This window comes from Paraburkholderia sp. GAS348, from assembly GCF_050434205.1.
Classification (GTDB): Bacteria; Pseudomonadota; Gammaproteobacteria; order Burkholderiales; family Burkholderiaceae; genus Paraburkholderia.
The window spans coordinates 159,217-177,715 of record NZ_JBNPVT010000011.1; the positions used below are offsets into that span (position 1 = coordinate 159,217).

An 18,499-nucleotide genomic window follows, 5' to 3' on the forward strand; every position below is an offset into this window, starting at 1 on the left:
GCATTTAGTCCACGTGGTAGTTGGGCGCTTCCTTGGTGATCTGCACATCATGCACATGCGACTCGCGCAAGCCCGCGCCCGTGATCTGCACGAACTCGGCCTTGTCGTTCATCTCCGTGATCGTGCGGCAACCGCAGTAGCCCATGCTGGCGCGCACGCCGCCGATCAGCTGGTACAGGATCGCGTTGACCGAACCCTTGTAGGCGACGCGGCCTTCGATCCCTTCCGGCACCAGCTTGTCGATGTTCGCGGAGTTGTCCTGGAAGTAGCGGTCTGCCGCGCCGTCCTTCATCGCGCCGACCGAACCCATGCCACGGTACGACTTGTACTGGCGGCCCTGGAACAGGAACACGTCGCCCGGCGCTTCTTCGGTGCCGGCGAACATGCTGCCCATCATCACGGAGTTCGCGCCGGCTGCCAGCGCCTTGCTGACGTCGCCCGAGAAACGCACGCCGCCGTCGGAGATGACCGGCACGCCCGAGCCCTTCAGCGCTTCCGATACGTCCGAGATCGCAGTGACCTGCGGCACGCCCACGCCGGCGACGATCCGCGTCGTACAGATCGAGCCCGGGCCGATACCGACCTTCACGGCATCCGCGCCGTATTCGACGAGCGCCTTGGCCGCCGCGGCGGTAGCGATGTTGCCGCCGATCACTTCGACATGCGGGAACGTCTGCTTGACCCACTTGACGCGCTCGAGCACACCCTTGCTGTGGCCATGCGCCGTGTCGACGACGATCACGTCCACGCCCGCCTGCACCAGCAGCTCAACGCGCTCTTCGTTGTCTTCGCCCACGCCGACTGCCGCGCCTGCGCGCAGCTTGCCGTGTTCATCTTTACACGCGTCCGGGTGTTCGGTTTGCTTGGTGATGTCCTTGACGGTCATCAGGCCGCGCAGTTCGAATGCGTCGTTGATCACCAATACGCGCTCGAGGCGGTGACTGTGCATCAGCGCCTTGGCTTCGGCGAGCGGCGTGCCTTCCTTGACGGTGACGAGGCGCTCGCGCGGGGTCATGATGTTGCGCACGGGCTCGTCCAGACGCTCTTCGAAGCGCAAGTCACGGTTCGTGACGATGCCGACCAGTTGCGCGCCTTCGACAACCGGGAAGCCCGAAATGCCATGCTGGCGCGACAGCGCGATGACGTCGCGCACCTTCATTTGCGGCGGCACGGTGATCGGATCGCGCACGACGCCCGATTCGAAGCGCTTGACCTTGGCAACTTCACGCGCCTGTTCGGCCGGCGTGAAATTCTTGTGGATGATACCCACGCCACCCATTTGCGCCATCGCGATCGCGAGACGGGCTTCGGTGACGGTGTCCATGGCGGCGGACACGAGCGGCATATTCAGGGAGATGTTGCGGGTCAGCCGGGTCTTGAGGCTGGTGTCGCGCGGCAGAACATCGGAGAAAGCCGGGACGAGGAGCACGTCATCGAACGTGAGTGCTGTTTGGATCAGACGCATGGCAAATCCTATAGGCGCAAAAGCGAATTATACGCGATACCTCCCCGGTTTTCACTGCACTAACAGCAGCTTAGCGAATTTCGGGGGATTTTTTTCGTGACTTCAGGCCCTTCGATTTCGCTTTCACGTTCGCCTCGGGTTCGATCCGGTTTCGTATGCGCGTTCGGGTGCATGGAGGCGCCGCCCGGTTCGAGCGAGGGCAATTCGGAGGGCTTCCACGCCGCCGAGCCACCGCGCGGCAGTTAAAAAGCGCCTGAACACACCGGATAAAACCGCAGGAATGCAGAATCAAACAAGACGCCCCGCCCGCCAAACGGCTATTCTGCCGACCATTCCAGTTTTTCTTGCAGGGGCAGTCGATGCAGCGCGGTGTGGCATATGGAGTAATGGCCGGGGCTTTATGGGGCATGGTGTTTCTGGTGCCGCGCGTGCTGCCCGATTTTTCACCGCTGCTGCTGAGCGCGGGCCGCTACACGATGTACGGCATCGTTTCGCTGGCCGCCGCGCTGCCGATCGCGCGCTCGCTCGTCAAACGCCTGACCCGCGAAGATCTCGGCGCACTGGTCAAACTGGCGCTGGCCGGCAACCTGCTGTACTACCTGCTGCTGACCGCAGCGGTCCATATGATCGGCATCGCGCCGGCATCGCTGATCGTCGGCGTGCTGCCGGTCACGGTGACGCTGCTCGGCCGGCGCGATCATGGCGCCGTGCCGCTCGCCCGCCTCGCATGGCCGCTTTCGCTGGTGGTGGCCGGCATCGCCTGCATCAACATCGACGTCTTCACGGTAGCGGACAGCACGCCAGTGAGTATCGCGACGAAGCTCCTCGGCCTCGCCTGCGCGGTCGGCGCGCTCGCCTGCTGGACCTGGTTCGCGGTCGAAAACGCCCGCTATCTGCAGCGTCAGACGCATTTCAGCGGCAATGAGTGGTCGGTGCTGTGGGGTGTGGTGACCGGCGCGCTCGGCGCAGGGTTGTGGCTGGCAGTCGCCGTCATGCCGTCCGGCAGCCTGCAGGGGCCACTCAGCGACGAGCGCTGGCACACCTTCTGGATGCTGAATCTGGGCCTCGCCGTCGGCGCGTCATGGCTCGGCAACGGGTTGTGGAATGCCGCGTCGAAGCGGCTGCCGCTCACCCTGTCCGGCCAGATGATCGTGTTCGAGACGCTATTCGCGCTGCTCTACGCGTTCATCTACGACCAGCGCCTGCCGCGCCCGCTGGAAACTGCGGCGATCCTGCTGCTGGTGGCGGGGGTGTGCTGGTCGGTGCGCCAGCATGCGGACGACGATACGTCCGGCGCGGCGTCGATCGAGGAAAAGGCGCAGCCTTCGGTGCATTGAGACGAGGCACCCTTGGCGCTGCCACGGTCACGGCCACGGCCACGGCTACAGCCACAGCCAGAGCCAGAGCCAGAGCCAGAGCCAGAGCCAGAGCCACGGCCAGAGCCACAAGACGACCTAGCGCGAATCCTTGTTCTGCCAGCGGCGCCCTTCGATCGAGCCCGCTTTGCGGGTCTTCTCAACACGCCGTTGGCGCGACAGCTTCGGATCCACCAGCAGCGGCCGGTAAATCTCGACGCGATCATGGTCGGCGAGTACCGTATCCAACGGCTTCAGCTTGCCGAACACGCCGACCTTCTGCGCGCCCAGATCGATCTGCGGATAACGCCGCAAGATGCCGCTCGCTTCGAGCGCCTGCTGCAGCGTGGCGCCTTCCGGCAGATCGACCACGATCAGCGTCTGCTCATCAGCAAGCGCGTAGCAGACTTCAATCGACAAGCGCGCGCTCATGCCTTACCGTAGCGCTGGTCGGCGCGCTTCACGAACGATTCGACGAAGGTGTTGGCGATGTGACTGAACACCGGCCCAATGATCTTCTCGAGAATGATGTTGGTGAATTCGTAGTGCAACGCAAATTCGATCTTGCAGGCATCCGCACGCAAAGGCGTGAACCGCCAGAAGCCGGTGAATTTGCGAAATGGGCCGTCCGCGAATTCCATGTCGATGCGCGTGGGCCGCTCCATGCTGTTATGCGTGGCGAAGTGCTGTTTGATGCCCTTGAAGTTGATATCGATCTTCGCCTCCATGCCGGTTTCGTCCTGGCGGCGGATTTCGACTCCCCCGCACCAAGGCAGGAAGTTGGGGTAATCGGCAACGTCGGTCACGAGGTCGAACATCTGTTCCGCCGAATGGCGGATCAACACGGTTTTCTGGACATCTGCCATAAATTGAACAGCGCGTGGCAAGGGTGGACAAGCGCCGCGGGCTTTCCTTGCCCCGCTTTGCTAAAATCGTGATTTTAAACGAGTTGGGCACTTTCCATTCATGAGCATCATTGACAACAGAAAAGCCTTCTACGACTACTCGGTCGAAGAACGCTACGAAGCGGGGCTCGTGCTCGAAGGATGGGAGGTCAAAGCCCTGCGCGCCGGCCGCGGCCAGATCAAGGAAGGCTACGTGGTCATCAAGAATAACGAACTGTTCCTGATCGGCACGCACATCAGCCCGCTGCCCGAGGCCTCGACCCACATCCACCCGGACCCGGTGCGCACGCGCAAGCTGCTGCTGCATAGCGAGGAAATCAGCAAACTGATCGGCAAAGTCGAGCAGCGCGGCTACACGCTCGTGCCGCTGAACTTCCACTACAAGGGCGGCCGGGTCAAATGCGAAATCGGGCTGGCCAAGGGTAAGAAGCAGCACGATAAGCGCGAGACCGAAAAGAAGCGCGACTGGGAACGCGAGAAGGCGCGCCTGATGCGTTCGCCGTCGTGATCGCAATCACCGGCTTGAGCGGCGAGTTTGGCCTGCGAGTTGGCCTGCGAGTTGGCCCGATTCGCGCCGCGTGATGCGCGGATTTGCCGCGCTTTGCTGCCCAGCCGGCTTACTGCCAAAAGCTGCGATTCAACGAATACTCAACAAAAAATGGCCCGCAAAATCAGCGGGCCATTTTTTCGGCAAGAAAGCAAAAATCAATCAGCGCACCTCAGTCGCGCCCTTCCCCTTGTTCACGATCGTCAGCGCCGACGCGATCATCGAACTCATATCCGCCAGGTTGCCCGGCACGATCAGCGTGGTACCCTGCTTCGCCAGGTTACCGAACGCGTTCACGTACTGCTCGGCCACTTTCAGGTTCACTGCTTCCATCCCGCCGTTCGACTGGATTGCCGCAGCGATCTTCTGAATCGCCTGCGAGTTAGCCTCAGCCACCGCCAGAATCGCCGACGCCTGCCCCTGCGCCTGGTTGATGGCCGCCTGCCGCTCGCCTTCTGACTTCTGGATTGCCGCCTCACGGCCACCGGAAGCGATATTGATCTGCTCCTGCTTACGCCCTTCGGATGCCGCGATCAGCGCGCGCTTCTCGCGCTCGGCGGTGATCTGCGCCTGCATCGCGTGAAGAATTTCCTTGGGCGGCGTCAGGTCCTTGATCTCGTAGCGCAGCACCTTCACGCCCCAGTTCGACGCCGCCTCATCGAGCGACGACACGATGCTGTGGTTGATGAAGTCACGTTCTTCGAAAGTCTTGTCGAGTTCGAGTTTACCGATCACCGAGCGCAGCGTGGTCTGCGATAGCTGCGTAATAGCGAACACGAAGTTGCTCGAGCCGTACGACGCCTTCATGGGATCGGTGACCTGGAAATACAGCACGCCATCCACCTGCAATTGCGTGTTGTCGCGCGTAATACACACCTGGCTCGGCACTTCGAGCGGGATTTCCTTGAGGATGTGCTTGTATGCGATCCGGTCGACGAACGGAAACGCGAAGCTCAAGCCCGGTGTCAGCGTACGGTGATAGCGGCCGAGCCGCTCCAGCACCCACGCATGCTGCTGCGGCACGATCTTGAGCGTCTGTGCCGCCAGCACGATCACGATAATCAGCAACACCGCCCCGACGATGGTTGAATCCATTACTGCCCTCCGGTCCGTAGTTCGAATAGTTGTGCGTAGTTCTGTGCACGCATTGGTGCACGCTCAAGCCACGGTTGCCTTGGCTTTCGCTTGCCGGCTGGCCACGACGACGAGGCAACTGCCACGCATCTCGGCGATTTCATAGAACTGCGCATCTTCGGGCTCGCCGGCGGCCAGTTCGACGTCCCACGCAGCGCCGCGGTAATTGGCGCGCGCCCGGCGCTCGTGCCACGCCGGCACGCTCAAGGTCTGGCCAATGTCCAGATTGACGTCCGGGTTCTTCGACGCTTCTTTGCGCGCTCTGCGGCCGAAGCGCGAACGCCTCAGCAACAGGACCGCCGCCAGCGCCACGACAGCTGCAATCGCGAACTGCAGGTCGGCGGTCGCGCCCGCCAGATGCGCAATGGCAGCCGCAACGCAGCCCACCGCGATCATCAGCAAATAGAAAGTGCCGCTGATCAACTCCAGCACGACTAGCACACCCGCCCCGATCCACCAGAACAATCCACCTGGCGCCACGTCGACCTCCAGAAAGCAAAACACCCCGGATCTACCGGGGTGTTTATAGCACGAAGCGCGTGCATTTTATTGGGCGGTGCAGCACGCTTTTACGTGCTTTTGATGTAGCGCACCACCCTTTATGCAAGCTGCCTATCGGGCACCTGCCCGGGGCTTGTTTATTGCGCTTTTTTACTGCGCTTACTGCGCCGACGACTTCGCCAACTTCTGCCACGTCTCGATGATCGAGTCCGGGTTCAGCGAGATCGACTTGATGCCTTCATCGGTCAGCCATTGTGCGAAGTCAGGATGATCCGACGGGCCCTGGCCGCAGATACCGACGTACTTGTTCAGTCGCAGACACGTGTCGATCGCGCGCTTCAACAAGAACTTGACGGCCGGATCGCGCTCGTCGAAATCGACTGCCAGCAGTTCCATGCCCGAGTCGCGGTCGAGGCCGAGCGTGAGTTGCGTCAGGTCGTTCGAACCGATCGAGAAGCCGTCGAAGAATTGCAGGAATTCCTCGGCGAGAATCGCGTTCGACGGCACTTCGCACATCATGATCAGGCGCAAGCCCTTCTCACCGCGCTTCAGGCCGAACTTCTCCAGCAGCCCGACCACGCGCTCCGCCTGCTTCAGCGTACGCACGAACGGCACCATGATCTCGACGTTATCGAGGCCCATATCTTCACGCACTTTCTTCAGCGCGATGCATTCCATCTGGAACGCTTCGGCGAAGTCGTCAGCGATGTAGCGCGATGCGCCACGGAAGCCCAGCATCGGGTTTTCTTCGTCCGGCTCGTAACGCGAACCGCCGATCAGCTTCTTGTACTCGTTCGACTTGAAGTCCGACAGACGCACGATCACAGGCTTCGGATAAAACGCCGCCGCGATCGTGGCGACACCTTCGGTCAGCTTGTCGACATAGAACGCGCGCGGCGATGCATGGCCACGCGCCACGCTTTCCACGGCCTTCTTCAGGTCCTGATCGATGTTCGGATACTCGAGAATCGCCTTCGGGTGAACGCCGATGTTGTTGTTGATGATGAATTCAAGCCGCGCCAGACCCACGCCTGCGTTCGGCAGTTGCGAGAAGTCGAAGGCCAACTGCGGGTTGCCGACGTTCATCATGATCTTCACCGGAATCGGCGGCAGTTCGCCGCGCTGCACTTCGGTGATTTCGGTTTCGAGCAGACCGTCGTAGATCTTGCCTTCGTCGCCTTCCGCGCAGGACACGGTCACCAGCGCGCCGTCCTTCAGCACGTCGGTCGCGTCGCCGCAGCCGACCACCGCCGGCACGCCCAACTCACGCGCGATGATCGCCGCGTGGCAGGTACGGCCGCCACGGTTCGTGACAATGGCGGATGCGCGCTTCATCACCGGTTCCCAGTTCGGGTCGGTCATGTCGGCCACCAGCACGTCGCCCGGCTGCACACGGTCCATCTCCGACGGATCGTGGATCACGCGCACCGGACCCGCACCGATCTTCTGGCCGATTGCGCGGCCGGTCGTCAGCACGTTCGATTGGCCCTTCAGCTTGAAGCGTTGCTCGGCCTTCCCTGCAGCCTGGCTCTTCACCGTTTCCGGACGCGCCTGCAGAATGAAGATCTTGCCGTCGCGGCCGTCCTTGCCCCACTCGATGTCCATCGGACGCTCGTAGTGCTTTTCAATGATGACAGCGTATTTCGCGAGTTCGATCACGTCTTCGTCGGTGATCGAGAAGCGGTTGCGCTGCTCGTGCGCGACGTCGACGGTCTTCACGCGGCCTTGCTCGCCGGCCTTGGTGAATTCCATCTTGATCAGCTTCGAGCCGATCGAGCGGCGGATGATCGGGTACTTGCCTTGTGCGAGCGTGGTCTTGAAGACGTAGAACTCGTCCGGATTCACCGCGCCCTGCACGACCGTTTCGCCCAGGCCGTAGCTCGACGTGATGAAAACGGCGTCCTTGAAGCCCGATTCCGTGTCCAGCGTGAACATCACGCCTGCCGCACCGACGTCCGAGCGCACCATGCGCTGCACGCCTGCCGACAACGCGACTTCAGCGTGGGTGAAGCCCTTGTGGACGCGATAGGAGATAGCCCGGTCGTTATACAGCGACGCGAACACGTGCTTCATGCGATCGAGCACCTCGTCGATGCCGACCACGTTGAGATAGCTTTCCTGCTGACCGGCAAACGATGCGTCCGGCAGGTCTTCTGCCGTTGCCGATGAACGCACGGCAAACGACAACTCTTCAGGCGAGCTGTTTTGCAGGGTCTCGAAACCTGCGCGGATATCCGCTTCGAGACGCGGCTGCATCGGGGCGTCGACGATCCATTGACGGATCTCCTTGCCCGCTTCGGCGAGCGCCTTCACGTCGTCGATATCAAGCGTTTCGAGACGTTTGGCAATGCGTTCAGTCAGATCGTTGTGATGCAAGAAGTCACGGAAAGCCAGCGCCGTGGTAGCGAAGCCAGTCGGCACGCGCACGCCGGCTTCGGCGAGCTGACTGATCATCTCGCCAAGCGACGCGTTCTTGCCGCCGACAATCTCCACATCGGTCATCCGCAACTGCTCGAACGGAACTACATACGCCTCTTCCTTTGCGACGGTAACTGCGTTAGTCATACAAGCCCCTAAGTGTGAAAGAAATTCACGGCTGTGCAAGTGGGCTTGGACGCGAGACGCCCATTGGAAGCGTGACCTCGCGTCTTGCACAACCTGTTGGAGAAGCAATCGCTGCAAATGGCCGGAAACACCAGAATCGCCAGAAGCGCGACGTAGAAAGCGGTTGGACGAAATTACCGATCGATCCCACCCATTCGCCGCAAGTTGCCGGCTGAAAGCGCGGCGTTGACCGACCGTTCGCGGTAAGTTAGACGCCAATCGCCTGCAATTGCTTATCCAACAGGTTGCCGCTATTCTACCGTGCCGACTCTCAAAATGTGACAGTCGGACGAGAATTGCGCCTCGAATTGCGCCCCGGACCGGCTGACGGGCTTTTGCGAGGCCCCACCGCCATCCGGGCGCAGTTGCGGTGCCCACGGTGCGCTGACATGACGCCGCTGTCATTCACGGTTAGCCACCGTGCAGCGATGTCAATGCAGCGATGTTTCATTCGAGCGCTTTTTCCCGCTCACGTTCCCCAGTCCCCCTGATGCCGCCCACCGTATTCATCGTCTCCGACGGTACCGGGATCACTGCCGAAACCTTCGCGCATTCGATCCTCTCCCAGTTCGACCAGAAATTCCGCCTGGTTCGCGTGCCCTTCGTCGACTCGACAGACAAAGCCTACGCCACGCTAGAAAAGATCAACGAAGCGATCCAGCAAGACGGCCGCCGTCCAATCGTCTTCACGACGCTGGTGGACAGCGCCTCGAATCAGATCGTCAAAGGCTCGAATGCGCTCGTGCTGGATATGTTCCAGACCTTCGTCGAGCCGCTCGAACAGGAACTGGAGCTCAAGTCGAGCCACGCGATGGGCCGTGGCCACCAGAACGCCGATACCGAGGAATACAAGAACCGGATCGAGGCGATCAACTTCTCGCTCGCCCACGACGACGGTCAATCGAACCGCAATCTGGCCGATGCCGACGTGATTCTGGTCGGCGTGTCGCGCAGCGGCAAGACCCCGACGAGCCTGTATCTGGCCATGCAGTACGGGGTGAAAGCGGCCAACTATCCGCTGATTCCGGAAGACTTCGAGCGCGGCAAGCTGCCTACGCCGCTATTGGCGCATCGGCAGAAAATGTTTGGTTTGTCGATCGATCCGCAGCGGCTGTCGGAGATCCGTAACGAGCGCAGGCCAGGCAGCAAGTACGCCGCGCCGGAAAATTGCCGCTACGAAATCAACGAAGCCGAAGCGATGATGCGGCGTGAAGGGGTCAAGTGGCTGTCGTCGACGCATAAGTCGATCGAAGAGATCGCGACGACGATTCTGCAGGAGATCAAGCTGGATCGGCCGGCTTATTGAGCGTAGCCCCTGAGCGCGGCCTGTCTTACCTACGCGCGTGGCGCTGAGGTAACCGTGGAGGCCGCCTCAGACCTGAAGTCAGTGCAAGGTCACGCGCGCCGCTGCTGGCGGCACTGTTCGAAGACACAAACCGCCGCCGCGGCCGCCACATTTAGCGATTCCATGCCGCCCGGCTGAGGAATCGTCACCCGCAAGGAAACCGCATCGCGCCAGGTCTGCGATACGCCCGCCCCTTCGTTGCCGAACACCCACGCGAGCGGTCCGCTCAGGTCGCAGTCGTAGATCGCCTCGGCACCATGCGAATCCGTAATGACGACCGGCACCGCGAGGCGCTCGGTCAATACCTGCGCTTCGACATCTTCGTGGATCTGCAGCAGAAAATGCGCGCCCATGCCCGAGCGCAGCACCTTCGACGACCATGCGTAGGCGGTGCCCGGTGCGCAAAACACCTGCTGAATACCGGCGGCCGCCGCGCTGCGCAGAATCGAGCCGACGTTGCCGGCGTCCTGCACGCCATCGAGCACGAGGCAGGTTTGCGCGACCTTCTCCGGCAGCGGCGTGTCGAGCTTTTCGACCAGCAGCAGAATCCCGACACCGTGCACGACGTTCGACAATTGGCCGAACAATGCATCAGGCAGCGTAACGATACGGTGCTCGTCGATGCGCGACACAATGGCCTGCGCTTCGTTGTGACGCAGCGCGCCCTCCGTGACAATGCACATTTCCGGCTGCCCGGCGACATCGAGATACGCGCTCGCGAGATGGAACCCTTCGAGCAATGCGTGACCGCTACGACGTTGCTGATGCGTCGAGCCGGCCAGCGCCTTGAGGCGCTTGTAGAGCGGATTGTCCCGCGAGGTGATGGCTTTCACAGGCAGCGAAGACAGTGAGAATGATGAAAGAGTGGGCGATGCGCTGGGCCGCACATGGCGCTCAGGCGCCGCTGCGCTCGCCGAAGGCGTCGTCGTCGAGCATGGCTCCGGTGAGTGCGCCGGACACGATGATCACGTTGCCGGTCGGCAGCTGCTTCGAAGCCGTGCCAAAACGCTGATACGCTTCACGCACCGGTGCGAACGAGCGCCGATGATGCTCGCAGGGTCCATGTTCGCGCAGCGCCGCGAGATGCTGTGGCGTGCCGTAGCCGGCATGCGCGTTAAAACCATAGACCGGATAGGTTTGATGCAACTCGAGCAGCATCCGGTCGCGCGTGACTTTGGCGAGAATCGACGCCGCCGAAATGCTCTTGACCAGGGCATCGCCGCCGATTACCGCCTCGCTGCGAATGCTCAGCGTCGGGCAGCGATTGCCGTCGATTTTCACGAGTGTCGGCACGACTGAGAGGCCTTCGACCGCCCGTTTCATCGCCAGCATGGTGGCGTGCAGGATGTTCAGCGTATCGATTTCTTCGACGCTAGCCGACGCGATACAGTAAGCCAACGCCCGGTCGACAATCTTGTCGTAGAGTTCGTCGCGCTTTTTGGCGGTGAGCGCTTTCGAATCGTCGAGCCCGCGAATCATTGGCTTCGACGGGTCGAAAATCACTGCTGCAGCGACCACCGGACCGGCCAGCGGCCCGCGCCCGGCTTCGTCGACGCCGCAGACGATGTCATCCGGCATCTCGAAGTCCAGACCGGCCTGCCGCGCCGCTGCGCCTACAGCGGCCGCAGCCTTGCGGCGTGGTGCGCGTGCGGTGGTCACGGCCGCGCCTTCCGCTTTTCGATGACGCTCGCCACGACTTCCGCCGCACGCTGCGCGGTGTTCTGCTTCAGCACGTGATGCATCTCCGTGAAGATTTCCGTCAGCGTGCGCCGGTTGCCCTCGTCGCGCAACTGTTTCAGCGTGGCCTCGGCGAGCGCCTGGGGCGTGGCGAAGTGCTGCAGAATTTCGGGCACGACGAAACGCCCCGCCAGAATGTTCGGCAAGCCGACGTATGGAAGATAGCCCTGACGACGCATGATCTGGCCGGTCAGCCAGGGCACCTTGTACGAGATCACCATCGGCTTTTTCAGCAGCGCGGCTTCCAGCGTCACCGTGCCGCTCTTGACGAGGATCGCATCGGCCGCCGTCATCGCGATTTGCGACTGGCCGTCGGTGATGGTCAGTGCCAGACCGGGATGCGAGTCGACCAGCGGCCGCAACATGTCGCGCAGTGCGGGCGTGGCCGCCGGCATCACGAAACGCAAACCCGGCTCCTGGTGCTGCATCATTTCCATCGCGGCGAAGAACGTCGGACCGATCAGATCGATCTCCGAGCGCCGGCTGCCGGGCAGCACCGCGATGATCGGACCGCTTTCCGCGAGGCCGAGCGCTCGCCGCGCGCCAAGCGTATCGGGTTCGATCGGGATCTCGTCAGCCAGTGGATGGCCCACGTAGGACGCCGCGACGCCAGCCTTTTCCAGCAGCGCCGTTTCGAACGGGAACACGCACAGCATATGGTCGACCGCCTTGGCGATCTTCTTGATGCGCCCGCCCCGCCACGCCCAGATGGACGGACAGACGAAGTGAATGGTCGGAATGCCCGCGTCGCGCAACGGATGCTCGAGGCCGAAGTTGAAATCGGGGGCATCCACGCCGACGAACACCGATGGCGGTTCAGCCAGCAGTTGGCGCTTCAGTTCGTTGCGGATGCCGAGGATCTCGGGAATATGCCGCAGTGCTTCGACATAGCCGCGCACCGTCAGCTTTTCCATCGGCCAGTGGGCGTCGAAGCCCGTGGCGATCATGCGTGGGCCGCCGATTCCGTAATACTGGGTAGCGGCGGGCAAACGGCTCGCGAGACCGTCGAGCAGCGACGCCGCCAGCAGGTCGCCGGACGGTTCGCCGGCCACCATCGCGACGCGCAGCGGACTCGGGTTCAAGGCCATCGGTTAGCGGATGATGCCGCGTTGCGACGCTTCGACAAACGCGAGCAGCGTTTGCACCGGCGCATCGCCATCGCCACCCGCGGACGCGAGTTCGCGCAACTGCAGCTTCGCTTCTTCCAGCGACAAGCCGTTCTTGTAGAGCAGCCGGTACGCCGAGCGCAACGCCGAGATCGCGTCCGGCGAGAAGCCGCGGCGGCGCAAGCCTTCGACGTTGATGCCGTGCGGCTCGGCCTTGTTGCCTGCCGCGATCACGAACGGCGGAATGTCCTGCACCAACGCCGACGCACCGCCGAGCATGGAGTGCTCACCAATGCGTACGAACTGATGCACGCCCGACATGCCGCCGATAATCGCGTGGTCGCCGATCGTCACGTGGCCGGCCATCTGCGCATTGCTCGACAAAATGACGTTGCTGCCGACGTGGCAATCGTGACCGATGTGGACGTACGCCATGATCCAGTTGTCGTCGCCCAGCGTGGTGACGCCCGCGTCCTGCACCGTGCCGGTGTGGATGGTGGTGAATTCACGGATCGTGTTGCGATTGCCGATCACGAGCCGGGTCGGCTCGTCCTTGTACTTCATGTCCTGCGGACGGCCGCCGACCGATGCGTAGTGGCCGATCCGGTTGTCTTCGCCGATCGTGGTGTGACCTTCGATCACGCTGTGCGAACCGACCGTGGTCCGTGCGCCAATCGTCACATGCGCGCCAATGACGGCATACGGTCCGATTTCGACGGATTCGTCGAGTTGCGCGCCCGGTTCGACGATCGCAGTGGGATGAATCCTGCTCATGCGTCCTCGCTTCTGATTCTGTTGCGTTGTCTGGATGGACGTAGCCGGAGCTCGCAGGGCTCAGGGTAAGCCGCTGACTGCCCGGACCCCGATCTTTAAGCGTCTTTGTCCGTGTGCCGCACCGCGCACATCAGGTCGGCTTCCGCCGCCACGACACCATCCACTTCAGCGCGCGCCTTGAACTTCCAGATGCCACGCATATGACGCTCGAACGTGCAGTTCAGGATCAGCTGATCGCCCGGTTCCACTACGCGCTTGAAACGTGCATTGTCGATGCCTACGAACAGATACAGCGTGTTCGACGGATCGCTGGGCTCTTCCGAAAACGTCAGCAGGGCTGCCGTTTGCGCGAGCGCTTCGAGGATCAGCACACCGGGCATGACCGGACGGGTCGGAAAGTGACCCTGGAAATACGGCTCGTTGATCGACACGTTCTTCAACGCTTTGATGCTCTTATGCGGCTCGAGTTCGAGCACCCGGTCGACCAGCAGGATCGGGTAACGATGGGGCAGCAGCGTGAGAATCTTATGAATGTCGAGATTGATTTTTTCGGTGCTCATGGTGTTTCTACTCACGCATTAACGGCGCGATGATGACTGCGGATGCTGGTGCAGGTGGGTTGGTAACGCGTGCTGCCAATGCTTGCCGAGACCCGGCGGCCATGCCACCCGGTCACGACAACCGACTTTGCTTCCTGATGCTTGCCCGCCATTTTACGCGGTGCCGGCAGGTTGCTCCGCGGGTTTTTCTGCGAATTGGCCTGCGGGTTTGCCCGCGCGTTGGCCCGCGCGTTTGCCTGATATCTCAGGTTTTGTCGCCTGCGGACTTGCTTGCTGCGTCGGCCGGCTTGCCTGCCGACGCAGCATTTTCGAGCGCCCTGATACGGTCACGGAGTTTGTCGATGTTACGCAGCAAAGCGGCGCTCTTGTTCCAGTCCCCATGATTTACCGCCGGGAACGCGCTCGTGTAGATGCCCGGCTTCAGCAACGACTTCGACACGCCGGACTTCGCCGTGACGATCACATAGTCAGCCAGCGTAACGTGACCGGCAATCCCTACCGCTCCGCCGATCATGCAATGACGGCCGATCGTGGTGCTGCCCGCGATGCCCGCGCAGCCGGCGATCACCGTGTAAGCGCCGACCTTGCAGTTGTGGCCGATCTGCACGAGATTGTCGATTTTCACGCACTCTTCGATGACCGTGTCGGCCATGGCGCCACGGTCGATGGTGGTATTCGCGCCGATTTCGACGTCTGCCGCGATCGACACACCGCCGACCTGTGGAATCTTCACCCAGCTGCCGGTACGCGCATCGCCTTCGCCGACGAAATCCGGCGCAAAACCAAACCCGTCCGAACCGATCACCGCACCCGCGTGCACGATCACGCGCTCGCCGAGCTTGCAGCCGTGGTACACCGCGACGTTCGGATACAGATGCGATCCCGCGCCGATCCGCGTGCCGCGGCCGATCACCACGTTGGCATCGAGGCGCACGTTTTCGCCGATCACCGCGCCGGCTTCTACCGTGACGTTCGGACCGATCACCGCGCTCGCGGCAATTTGCGCGGACGGGTCGATGGTCGCGCTCGGATGTACGCCGGGCACCGGCTTCGGCGCGGCCATGTCGATGAAGGTCTGCGCGACGCGCGCGAAGTAAGCGTACGGATTCGGCGTGACGATGAAGTTACGAGCTTCAAGGGAACTGAGCTTTGCGAGGTCGTCGGCGTTGATCAACACTGCGCCCGCACGGGTCGTCTCGACCTGCGACAGGTATTTCGGATTGGCGAGGAACGCCAGCTGGTCCGGGCCTGCCTGGTCGAGCGGCGCCAGACTGCCGACGCGCTGCGCCCCCTCTCCGACTACTTCACCGCCGAACTGTTGGACGATGTCCTCGAGCGTAAATGCCATGCCTATCCTGTCTCCTGTGTCGACCAGAGTTAGCGCTTTAGCGCTTACTCTGGTCCCATGCAACGCCGTCGACCAGAGTTAGCGCTTTAGTAGCGCTTACTCCGATCCCATGCCGCGCTCCGCCGCCCCCGGCAATCCCGCCCCGCCGCGGGCGACCCAGCATGCGCGTTCAGTTACCTGAGGCCGCGAGGGCCTTGAGCACCTGATCGGTAATGTCGATGCGCGGGCTCACGTACACCGCCTCCTGAACGATCAGGTCGTAGTGCTGCTGCTCGGCGATCTGCTTGATCACCTTGTTGGCCCGGTCGAGCACGGCCGCCAGCTCTTCGTTGCGCCGCTGGTTCAGGTCTTCGCGAAACTCGCGTTGTTTCCGCTGGAAGTCCGTATCCAGCTGCGACAGATCGCGCTGCTTCTGCGCGCGATCGGCGGCCGACATCGACGCGCCGTTCTTGTCGAGCGAGTCGGACATCGCCTTCAGCTTCTGCGCCATGTCGGCCAGATCTTTGTCACGCTTGGCGAACTCCGCTTCGAGCTTGACCTGCGCAGCCTTCGCGGCAGCCGATTCACGCAGGATACGGTCCGAATTCACCGCAGCGATCCTGGCTTCCTGAGCGTGCGCGACTCCCGCCACGCCAACACCCAGCGTCATTGCCAGCGCAAACGCACACGCCACACGTTTCGAAAACATACCGGTTAGCAAAGTCATCCTCTCGATACTGTAGTTTGGCCGGGGCCGCCGCCGGGAGCCGCTCGTGCTGGCCGGGGCCGCCCGCCGCCCGCTCGCCGGCCGCCGGATCGCCGGCCGCCGGATCAGAATGCCGTCCCGATCTGGAACTGGAACTTCTGATACTGGTCGCCCGTGTGCTTCGTGAGCGGGAAGCCCAAGCTGAGCTTGAGCGGGCCGATCGGCGAGATCCACGCAAGACCGACACCGTAACCGTAACGCAGGCCATTCGCGCCGGTGCTGTTACCCTCCGTACCCCAGACGTTACCGCCGTCGAGGAACGTGAAGACACGCAACGTACGGTCGTATCCCGTGCCCGGCAGCGGGAACGTCAATTCGACGTTACCCACCAGCAGCTTCGAGCCGCCGATCGGGTCGTTCGTCTTCGCATCGCGCGGACCCAGCGAGCTCGGCTCGTAGCCCCGCACCGAACCGATACCGCCCGCGTAATAGTTCTTGAAAATCGGGTATGGCTTGCCGCCCATGCCGTTACCGTAACCGCCCTGGAAGTTGAAGCCCAGCACGAAACCGCGCGAGAACGAATAATAGTACTGCGCGTTGATGTCGGCCTTGTAGTACTGCGTGCTGCCGATCGGCGTGCCGTATTCGGCGTTCGCCTGCGTGAAGTAGCCGCGGCTCGGCACCAGTGCGCTGTCACGCGCGTCGCGCGACCAACCCACCGTGACCGGCACGTTGTTCGACACACGGCCGAATTCGTGCACGTAATCGATATAACTTTGCGGCGTGTTCGCGTCGATATCCAGCTGGTTCTGCTCGAGGCCGGCGCCGAAGTACACCGTGTCGACTTCGGAGAACGGAATACCGAACTTCAGGTCGCCACCGATCGTGACGATCTTGAAGCTCGAATCCGTCGAGTAGTACAGCGGCTGGTACGTACGGTAATAGACGTCGGTAATCCGCTTGATGCCGTCGACCGTGAAGTACGGGTCGACCTGCGTGACCGTCAAGGTACGGTACGTCTTGGCGGTATTCACGTTCACCGAGAGACTCGTACCCGAACCGAACACGTTGTCCTGCGACACGCCCGCGGAGAGCACCACCTTGTCGGTCGACGAGAAGCCCGCACCCAGCGTGATTGCGCCGGTCGGCTTTTCGGCCACCTTGACGTCCACATCGACCTGGTCCGGCGTGCCTTCGACCGGCACCGTAGTCACGTCGACATCGGTAAAGTAGCCAAGACGATTAATCCGGTCTTTCGACAGCGCGAGGCGGTTCGAATCGAACCATGAGCTTTCGAGCTGGCGCATTTCGCGGCGCACCACTTCGTCGCGAGTACGCGTGTTGCCGACCACGTTGATGCGGCGCACGTACACACGGCGGCTTGGGTCCACTTGCAGCGTCAGGTCGACCTTGTGGTGTTCCTGATCGATCTGCGGCTGCGCATTGACAGTAGCGAACGCGTAGCCATATTCGCCCAGCTTGTCGACGATCGCCTTGGTGGTGGCTTGCAGCTTTTCAGCCGAGAAGCGGTCACCCGGTTTGATCTTGATGAGCTTGGCCAGCTCCGGCTCGCGGTCGAGCAGATTTCCCGCCAGCTTGATGCTATTGATCGTGTACGGCTCGCCTTCATGCAGCGTGACCGTCAGATACATGTCCTTCTTGTCCGGCGTGATCGATACCTGGGTCGACTCGATGTTGAACTCGAGGTAGCCGCGATTCAGGTAATACGAGCGGACGTTTTCGAGGTCGCCGGTGAGCTTGTCTTTCGCGTACAGGTCGTTCTTCGTGTACCACGAGAACCAGTTCGGCGTGGACAGCTGCATTTCGTCGCGCAGCGTACCCGTGCTGAACGCTTTGTTGCCGATGAAGTTGATCTGGCGGATCTTCGCGCTCGGACCTTCCGCCACCGAGAACAGCACCGACACGCGGTTGCGGTCGATCGGCGTGATCGTGGTGGTGACTTCGGCGGCATAGTAGCCACGCGTCAGATACTGGCGCTTCAGTTCCTGCTCGGCCTTGTCGACGAGTGCCTTGTCGTAGTAACGGCCCTGCGACAAACCGACCGCGCGCAGCGCCTTGGTCAGGTTCTCCTTGTCGAACTCGTGAATACCGGCGAAGTCGATCGTGCCGATCGCCGGACGCTCCAGCACCTGCACGATGACGACATTGCCTTCGGTTGCGATCTTGACGTCGTTGAAGAAGCCCGTGGCGTACAGCGCGCGGATGGCTTCAGAAGCCTTGTCGTCGCTAAACGTGTCGCCTTGCTTGATGGGCAGGTACGCGAACACGGTACCGGGTTCGACGCGTTGCAATCCCTCGATCCGGATGTCTTGCACCACGAAGGGCGTCGTTGCGTGAGCAACCAGCCCATGCGCGGCGAATGCCGCGGCTATAACCGTCTTTGGAACAAAGCGATGAGGTTTAAACAACGTG

At 62.0% G+C, this 18,499-nt stretch carries 17 protein-coding genes; 3 read left to right on the forward strand and 14 right to left on the reverse strand.

All coding sequences use genetic code 11. From position 1 onward, the window contains the following. Window positions 1-4 precede the first annotated feature (4 nt). On the reverse strand, window positions 5-1,465 hold the full coding sequence (gene guaB / locus P3T22_RS19980; RefSeq protein WP_429325906.1) for an IMP dehydrogenase: 1,461 nt from the start codon (window positions 1,463-1,465) through the stop codon (window positions 5-7). A gap of 359 nt (window positions 1,466-1,824) precedes the next feature. Here guaB and P3T22_RS19985 point away from each other — a divergent pair, with 359 nt between their 5' ends. Beyond that, complete coding sequence (locus P3T22_RS19985) at window positions 1,825-2,802, forward strand: DMT family transporter (protein WP_429325907.1); 978 nt, start codon at window positions 1,825-1,827, stop codon at window positions 2,800-2,802. 117 nt (window positions 2,803-2,919) lie between these two features. On the opposite strand, the gene P3T22_RS19990 is transcribed toward P3T22_RS19985, so the two are convergent. Both P3T22_RS19990 and P3T22_RS19995 read right to left on the reverse strand, forming a co-directional pair. Then, window positions 2,920-3,252 carry an RnfH family protein gene (locus tag P3T22_RS19990; protein ID WP_063496515.1) on the reverse strand — a complete coding sequence of 111 codons (333 nt, stop codon included), beginning with the start codon at window positions 3,250-3,252 and terminating at the stop codon, window positions 2,920-2,922. After that, window positions 3,249-3,686 (reverse strand): type II toxin-antitoxin system RatA family toxin, encoded by a 438-nt coding sequence (locus P3T22_RS19995; RefSeq protein ID WP_063496516.1) that lies wholly within the window; start codon window positions 3,684-3,686, stop codon window positions 3,249-3,251. The genes P3T22_RS19990 and P3T22_RS19995 overlap by 4 nt, the downstream gene beginning before the upstream one ends. Window positions 3,687-3,786: 100 nt before the next feature. On the opposite strand from P3T22_RS19995, the gene smpB reads away from it, so the two are divergent. Beyond that, window positions 3,787-4,233 carry an SsrA-binding protein SmpB gene (gene smpB / locus P3T22_RS20000; RefSeq protein WP_063496517.1) on the forward strand — a complete coding sequence of 149 codons (447 nt, stop codon included), beginning with the start codon at window positions 3,787-3,789 and terminating at the stop codon, window positions 4,231-4,233. 201 nt (window positions 4,234-4,434) lie between these two features. Here the strand turns inward: smpB and P3T22_RS20005 are convergent, their stop codons facing one another. The 3 genes from P3T22_RS20005 to ppsA form a co-directional block, all read right to left on the reverse strand. Next, on the reverse strand, window positions 4,435-5,367 hold the full coding sequence (locus tag P3T22_RS20005) for an SPFH domain-containing protein (RefSeq protein ID WP_429325908.1): 933 nt from the start codon (window positions 5,365-5,367) through the stop codon (window positions 4,435-4,437). 63 nt (window positions 5,368-5,430) lie between these two features. Continuing rightward, window positions 5,431-5,886: an NfeD family protein gene (locus tag P3T22_RS20010; protein ID WP_063496519.1), complete on the reverse strand. Its 456-nt coding sequence runs from the start codon at window positions 5,884-5,886 to the stop codon at window positions 5,431-5,433. Between the two features lie 180 nt (window positions 5,887-6,066). Further along, window positions 6,067-8,472 (reverse strand): phosphoenolpyruvate synthase, encoded by a 2,406-nt coding sequence (ppsA, locus tag P3T22_RS20015; protein WP_429325909.1) that lies wholly within the window; start codon window positions 8,470-8,472, stop codon window positions 6,067-6,069. A 529-nt stretch (window positions 8,473-9,001) separates the two neighbouring features. Between ppsA and ppsR the strand changes: the two genes are divergently transcribed. Beyond that, entirely contained in the window at window positions 9,002-9,817 is an 816-nt protein-coding gene (ppsR, locus tag P3T22_RS20020; protein ID WP_063496521.1) for a posphoenolpyruvate synthetase regulatory kinase/phosphorylase PpsR, read from the forward strand. An 89-nt stretch (window positions 9,818-9,906) separates the two neighbouring features. Here ppsR and P3T22_RS20025 read toward each other — a convergent pair whose 3' ends face one another. The 8 genes from P3T22_RS20025 to bamA all read right to left on the reverse strand — a co-directional run bounded on the left by P3T22_RS20025 (window position 9,907) and on the right by bamA (window position 18,495). Continuing rightward, a complete protein-coding gene (locus tag P3T22_RS20025) occupies window positions 9,907-10,689 on the reverse strand; it encodes a TrmH family RNA methyltransferase (RefSeq protein WP_429325910.1) in 783 nt (260 codons plus the stop codon). A 61-nt stretch (window positions 10,690-10,750) separates the two neighbouring features. Beyond that, a complete protein-coding gene (rnhB, locus tag P3T22_RS20030; RefSeq protein ID WP_429325911.1) occupies window positions 10,751-11,515 on the reverse strand; it encodes a ribonuclease HII in 765 nt (254 codons plus the stop codon). Further along, window positions 11,512-12,681: a lipid-A-disaccharide synthase gene (lpxB, locus tag P3T22_RS20035; protein WP_429325912.1), complete on the reverse strand. Its 1,170-nt coding sequence runs from the start codon at window positions 12,679-12,681 to the stop codon at window positions 11,512-11,514. Before lpxB ends, rnhB begins: the two co-directional genes overlap by 4 nt. A gap of 3 nt (window positions 12,682-12,684) precedes the next feature. Then, window positions 12,685-13,473: an acyl-ACP--UDP-N-acetylglucosamine O-acyltransferase gene (gene lpxA, locus P3T22_RS20040; protein ID WP_063496525.1), complete on the reverse strand. Its 789-nt coding sequence runs from the start codon at window positions 13,471-13,473 to the stop codon at window positions 12,685-12,687. A 95-nt stretch (window positions 13,474-13,568) separates the two neighbouring features. Next, entirely contained in the window at window positions 13,569-14,033 is a 465-nt protein-coding gene (gene fabZ / locus P3T22_RS20045) for a 3-hydroxyacyl-ACP dehydratase FabZ (protein WP_006048683.1), read from the reverse strand. A 244-nt stretch (window positions 14,034-14,277) separates the two neighbouring features. Next, window positions 14,278-15,381 carry a UDP-3-O-(3-hydroxymyristoyl)glucosamine N-acyltransferase gene (lpxD, locus tag P3T22_RS20050; RefSeq protein ID WP_429325913.1) on the reverse strand — a complete coding sequence of 368 codons (1,104 nt, stop codon included), beginning with the start codon at window positions 15,379-15,381 and terminating at the stop codon, window positions 14,278-14,280. A gap of 169 nt (window positions 15,382-15,550) precedes the next feature. Continuing rightward, window positions 15,551-16,087 carry an OmpH family outer membrane protein gene (locus P3T22_RS20055; protein ID WP_181448373.1) on the reverse strand — a complete coding sequence of 179 codons (537 nt, stop codon included), beginning with the start codon at window positions 16,085-16,087 and terminating at the stop codon, window positions 15,551-15,553. A 104-nt stretch (window positions 16,088-16,191) separates the two neighbouring features. Continuing rightward, window positions 16,192-18,495, reverse strand: a complete 2,304-nt coding sequence (gene bamA, locus P3T22_RS20060) for an outer membrane protein assembly factor BamA (protein ID WP_063496528.1) — start codon at window positions 18,493-18,495, stop codon at window positions 16,192-16,194. Between the last annotated feature and the right edge of the window lie 4 nt (window positions 18,496-18,499).

What these genes read in the sequence shown, in the direction of transcription:
- guaB (WP_429325906.1), bottom strand. Translation starts at nt 1,465, where the DNA reads ATGCGTCTGATCCAAACAGCACTCACGTTCGATGACGTGCTCCTCGTC.
- P3T22_RS19985 (WP_429325907.1), top strand. Translation starts at nt 1,825, where the DNA reads ATGCAGCGCGGTGTGGCATATGGAGTAATGGCCGGGGCTTTATGGGGC.
- P3T22_RS19990 (WP_063496515.1), bottom strand. Translation starts at nt 3,252, where the DNA reads ATGAGCGCGCGCTTGTCGATTGAAGTCTGCTACGCGCTTGCTGATGAG.
- P3T22_RS19995 (WP_063496516.1), bottom strand. Translation starts at nt 3,686, where the DNA reads ATGGCAGATGTCCAGAAAACCGTGTTGATCCGCCATTCGGCGGAACAG.
- smpB (WP_063496517.1), top strand. Translation starts at nt 3,787, where the DNA reads ATGAGCATCATTGACAACAGAAAAGCCTTCTACGACTACTCGGTCGAA.
- P3T22_RS20005 (WP_429325908.1), bottom strand. Translation starts at nt 5,367, where the DNA reads ATGGATTCAACCATCGTCGGGGCGGTGTTGCTGATTATCGTGATCGTG.
- ppsA (WP_429325909.1), bottom strand. Translation starts at nt 8,472, where the DNA reads ATGACTAACGCAGTTACCGTCGCAAAGGAAGAGGCGTATGTAGTTCCG.
- ppsR (WP_063496521.1), top strand. Translation starts at nt 9,002, where the DNA reads ATGCCGCCCACCGTATTCATCGTCTCCGACGGTACCGGGATCACTGCC.
- lpxB (WP_429325912.1), bottom strand. Translation starts at nt 12,681, where the DNA reads ATGGCCTTGAACCCGAGTCCGCTGCGCGTCGCGATGGTGGCCGGCGAA.
- lpxA (WP_063496525.1), bottom strand. Translation starts at nt 13,473, where the DNA reads ATGAGCAGGATTCATCCCACTGCGATCGTCGAACCGGGCGCGCAACTC.
- fabZ (WP_006048683.1), bottom strand. Translation starts at nt 14,033, where the DNA reads ATGAGCACCGAAAAAATCAATCTCGACATTCATAAGATTCTCACGCTG.
- lpxD (WP_429325913.1), bottom strand. Translation starts at nt 15,381, where the DNA reads ATGGCATTTACGCTCGAGGACATCGTCCAACAGTTCGGCGGTGAAGTA.
- P3T22_RS20055 (WP_181448373.1), bottom strand. Translation starts at nt 16,087, where the DNA reads ATGACTTTGCTAACCGGTATGTTTTCGAAACGTGTGGCGTGTGCGTTT.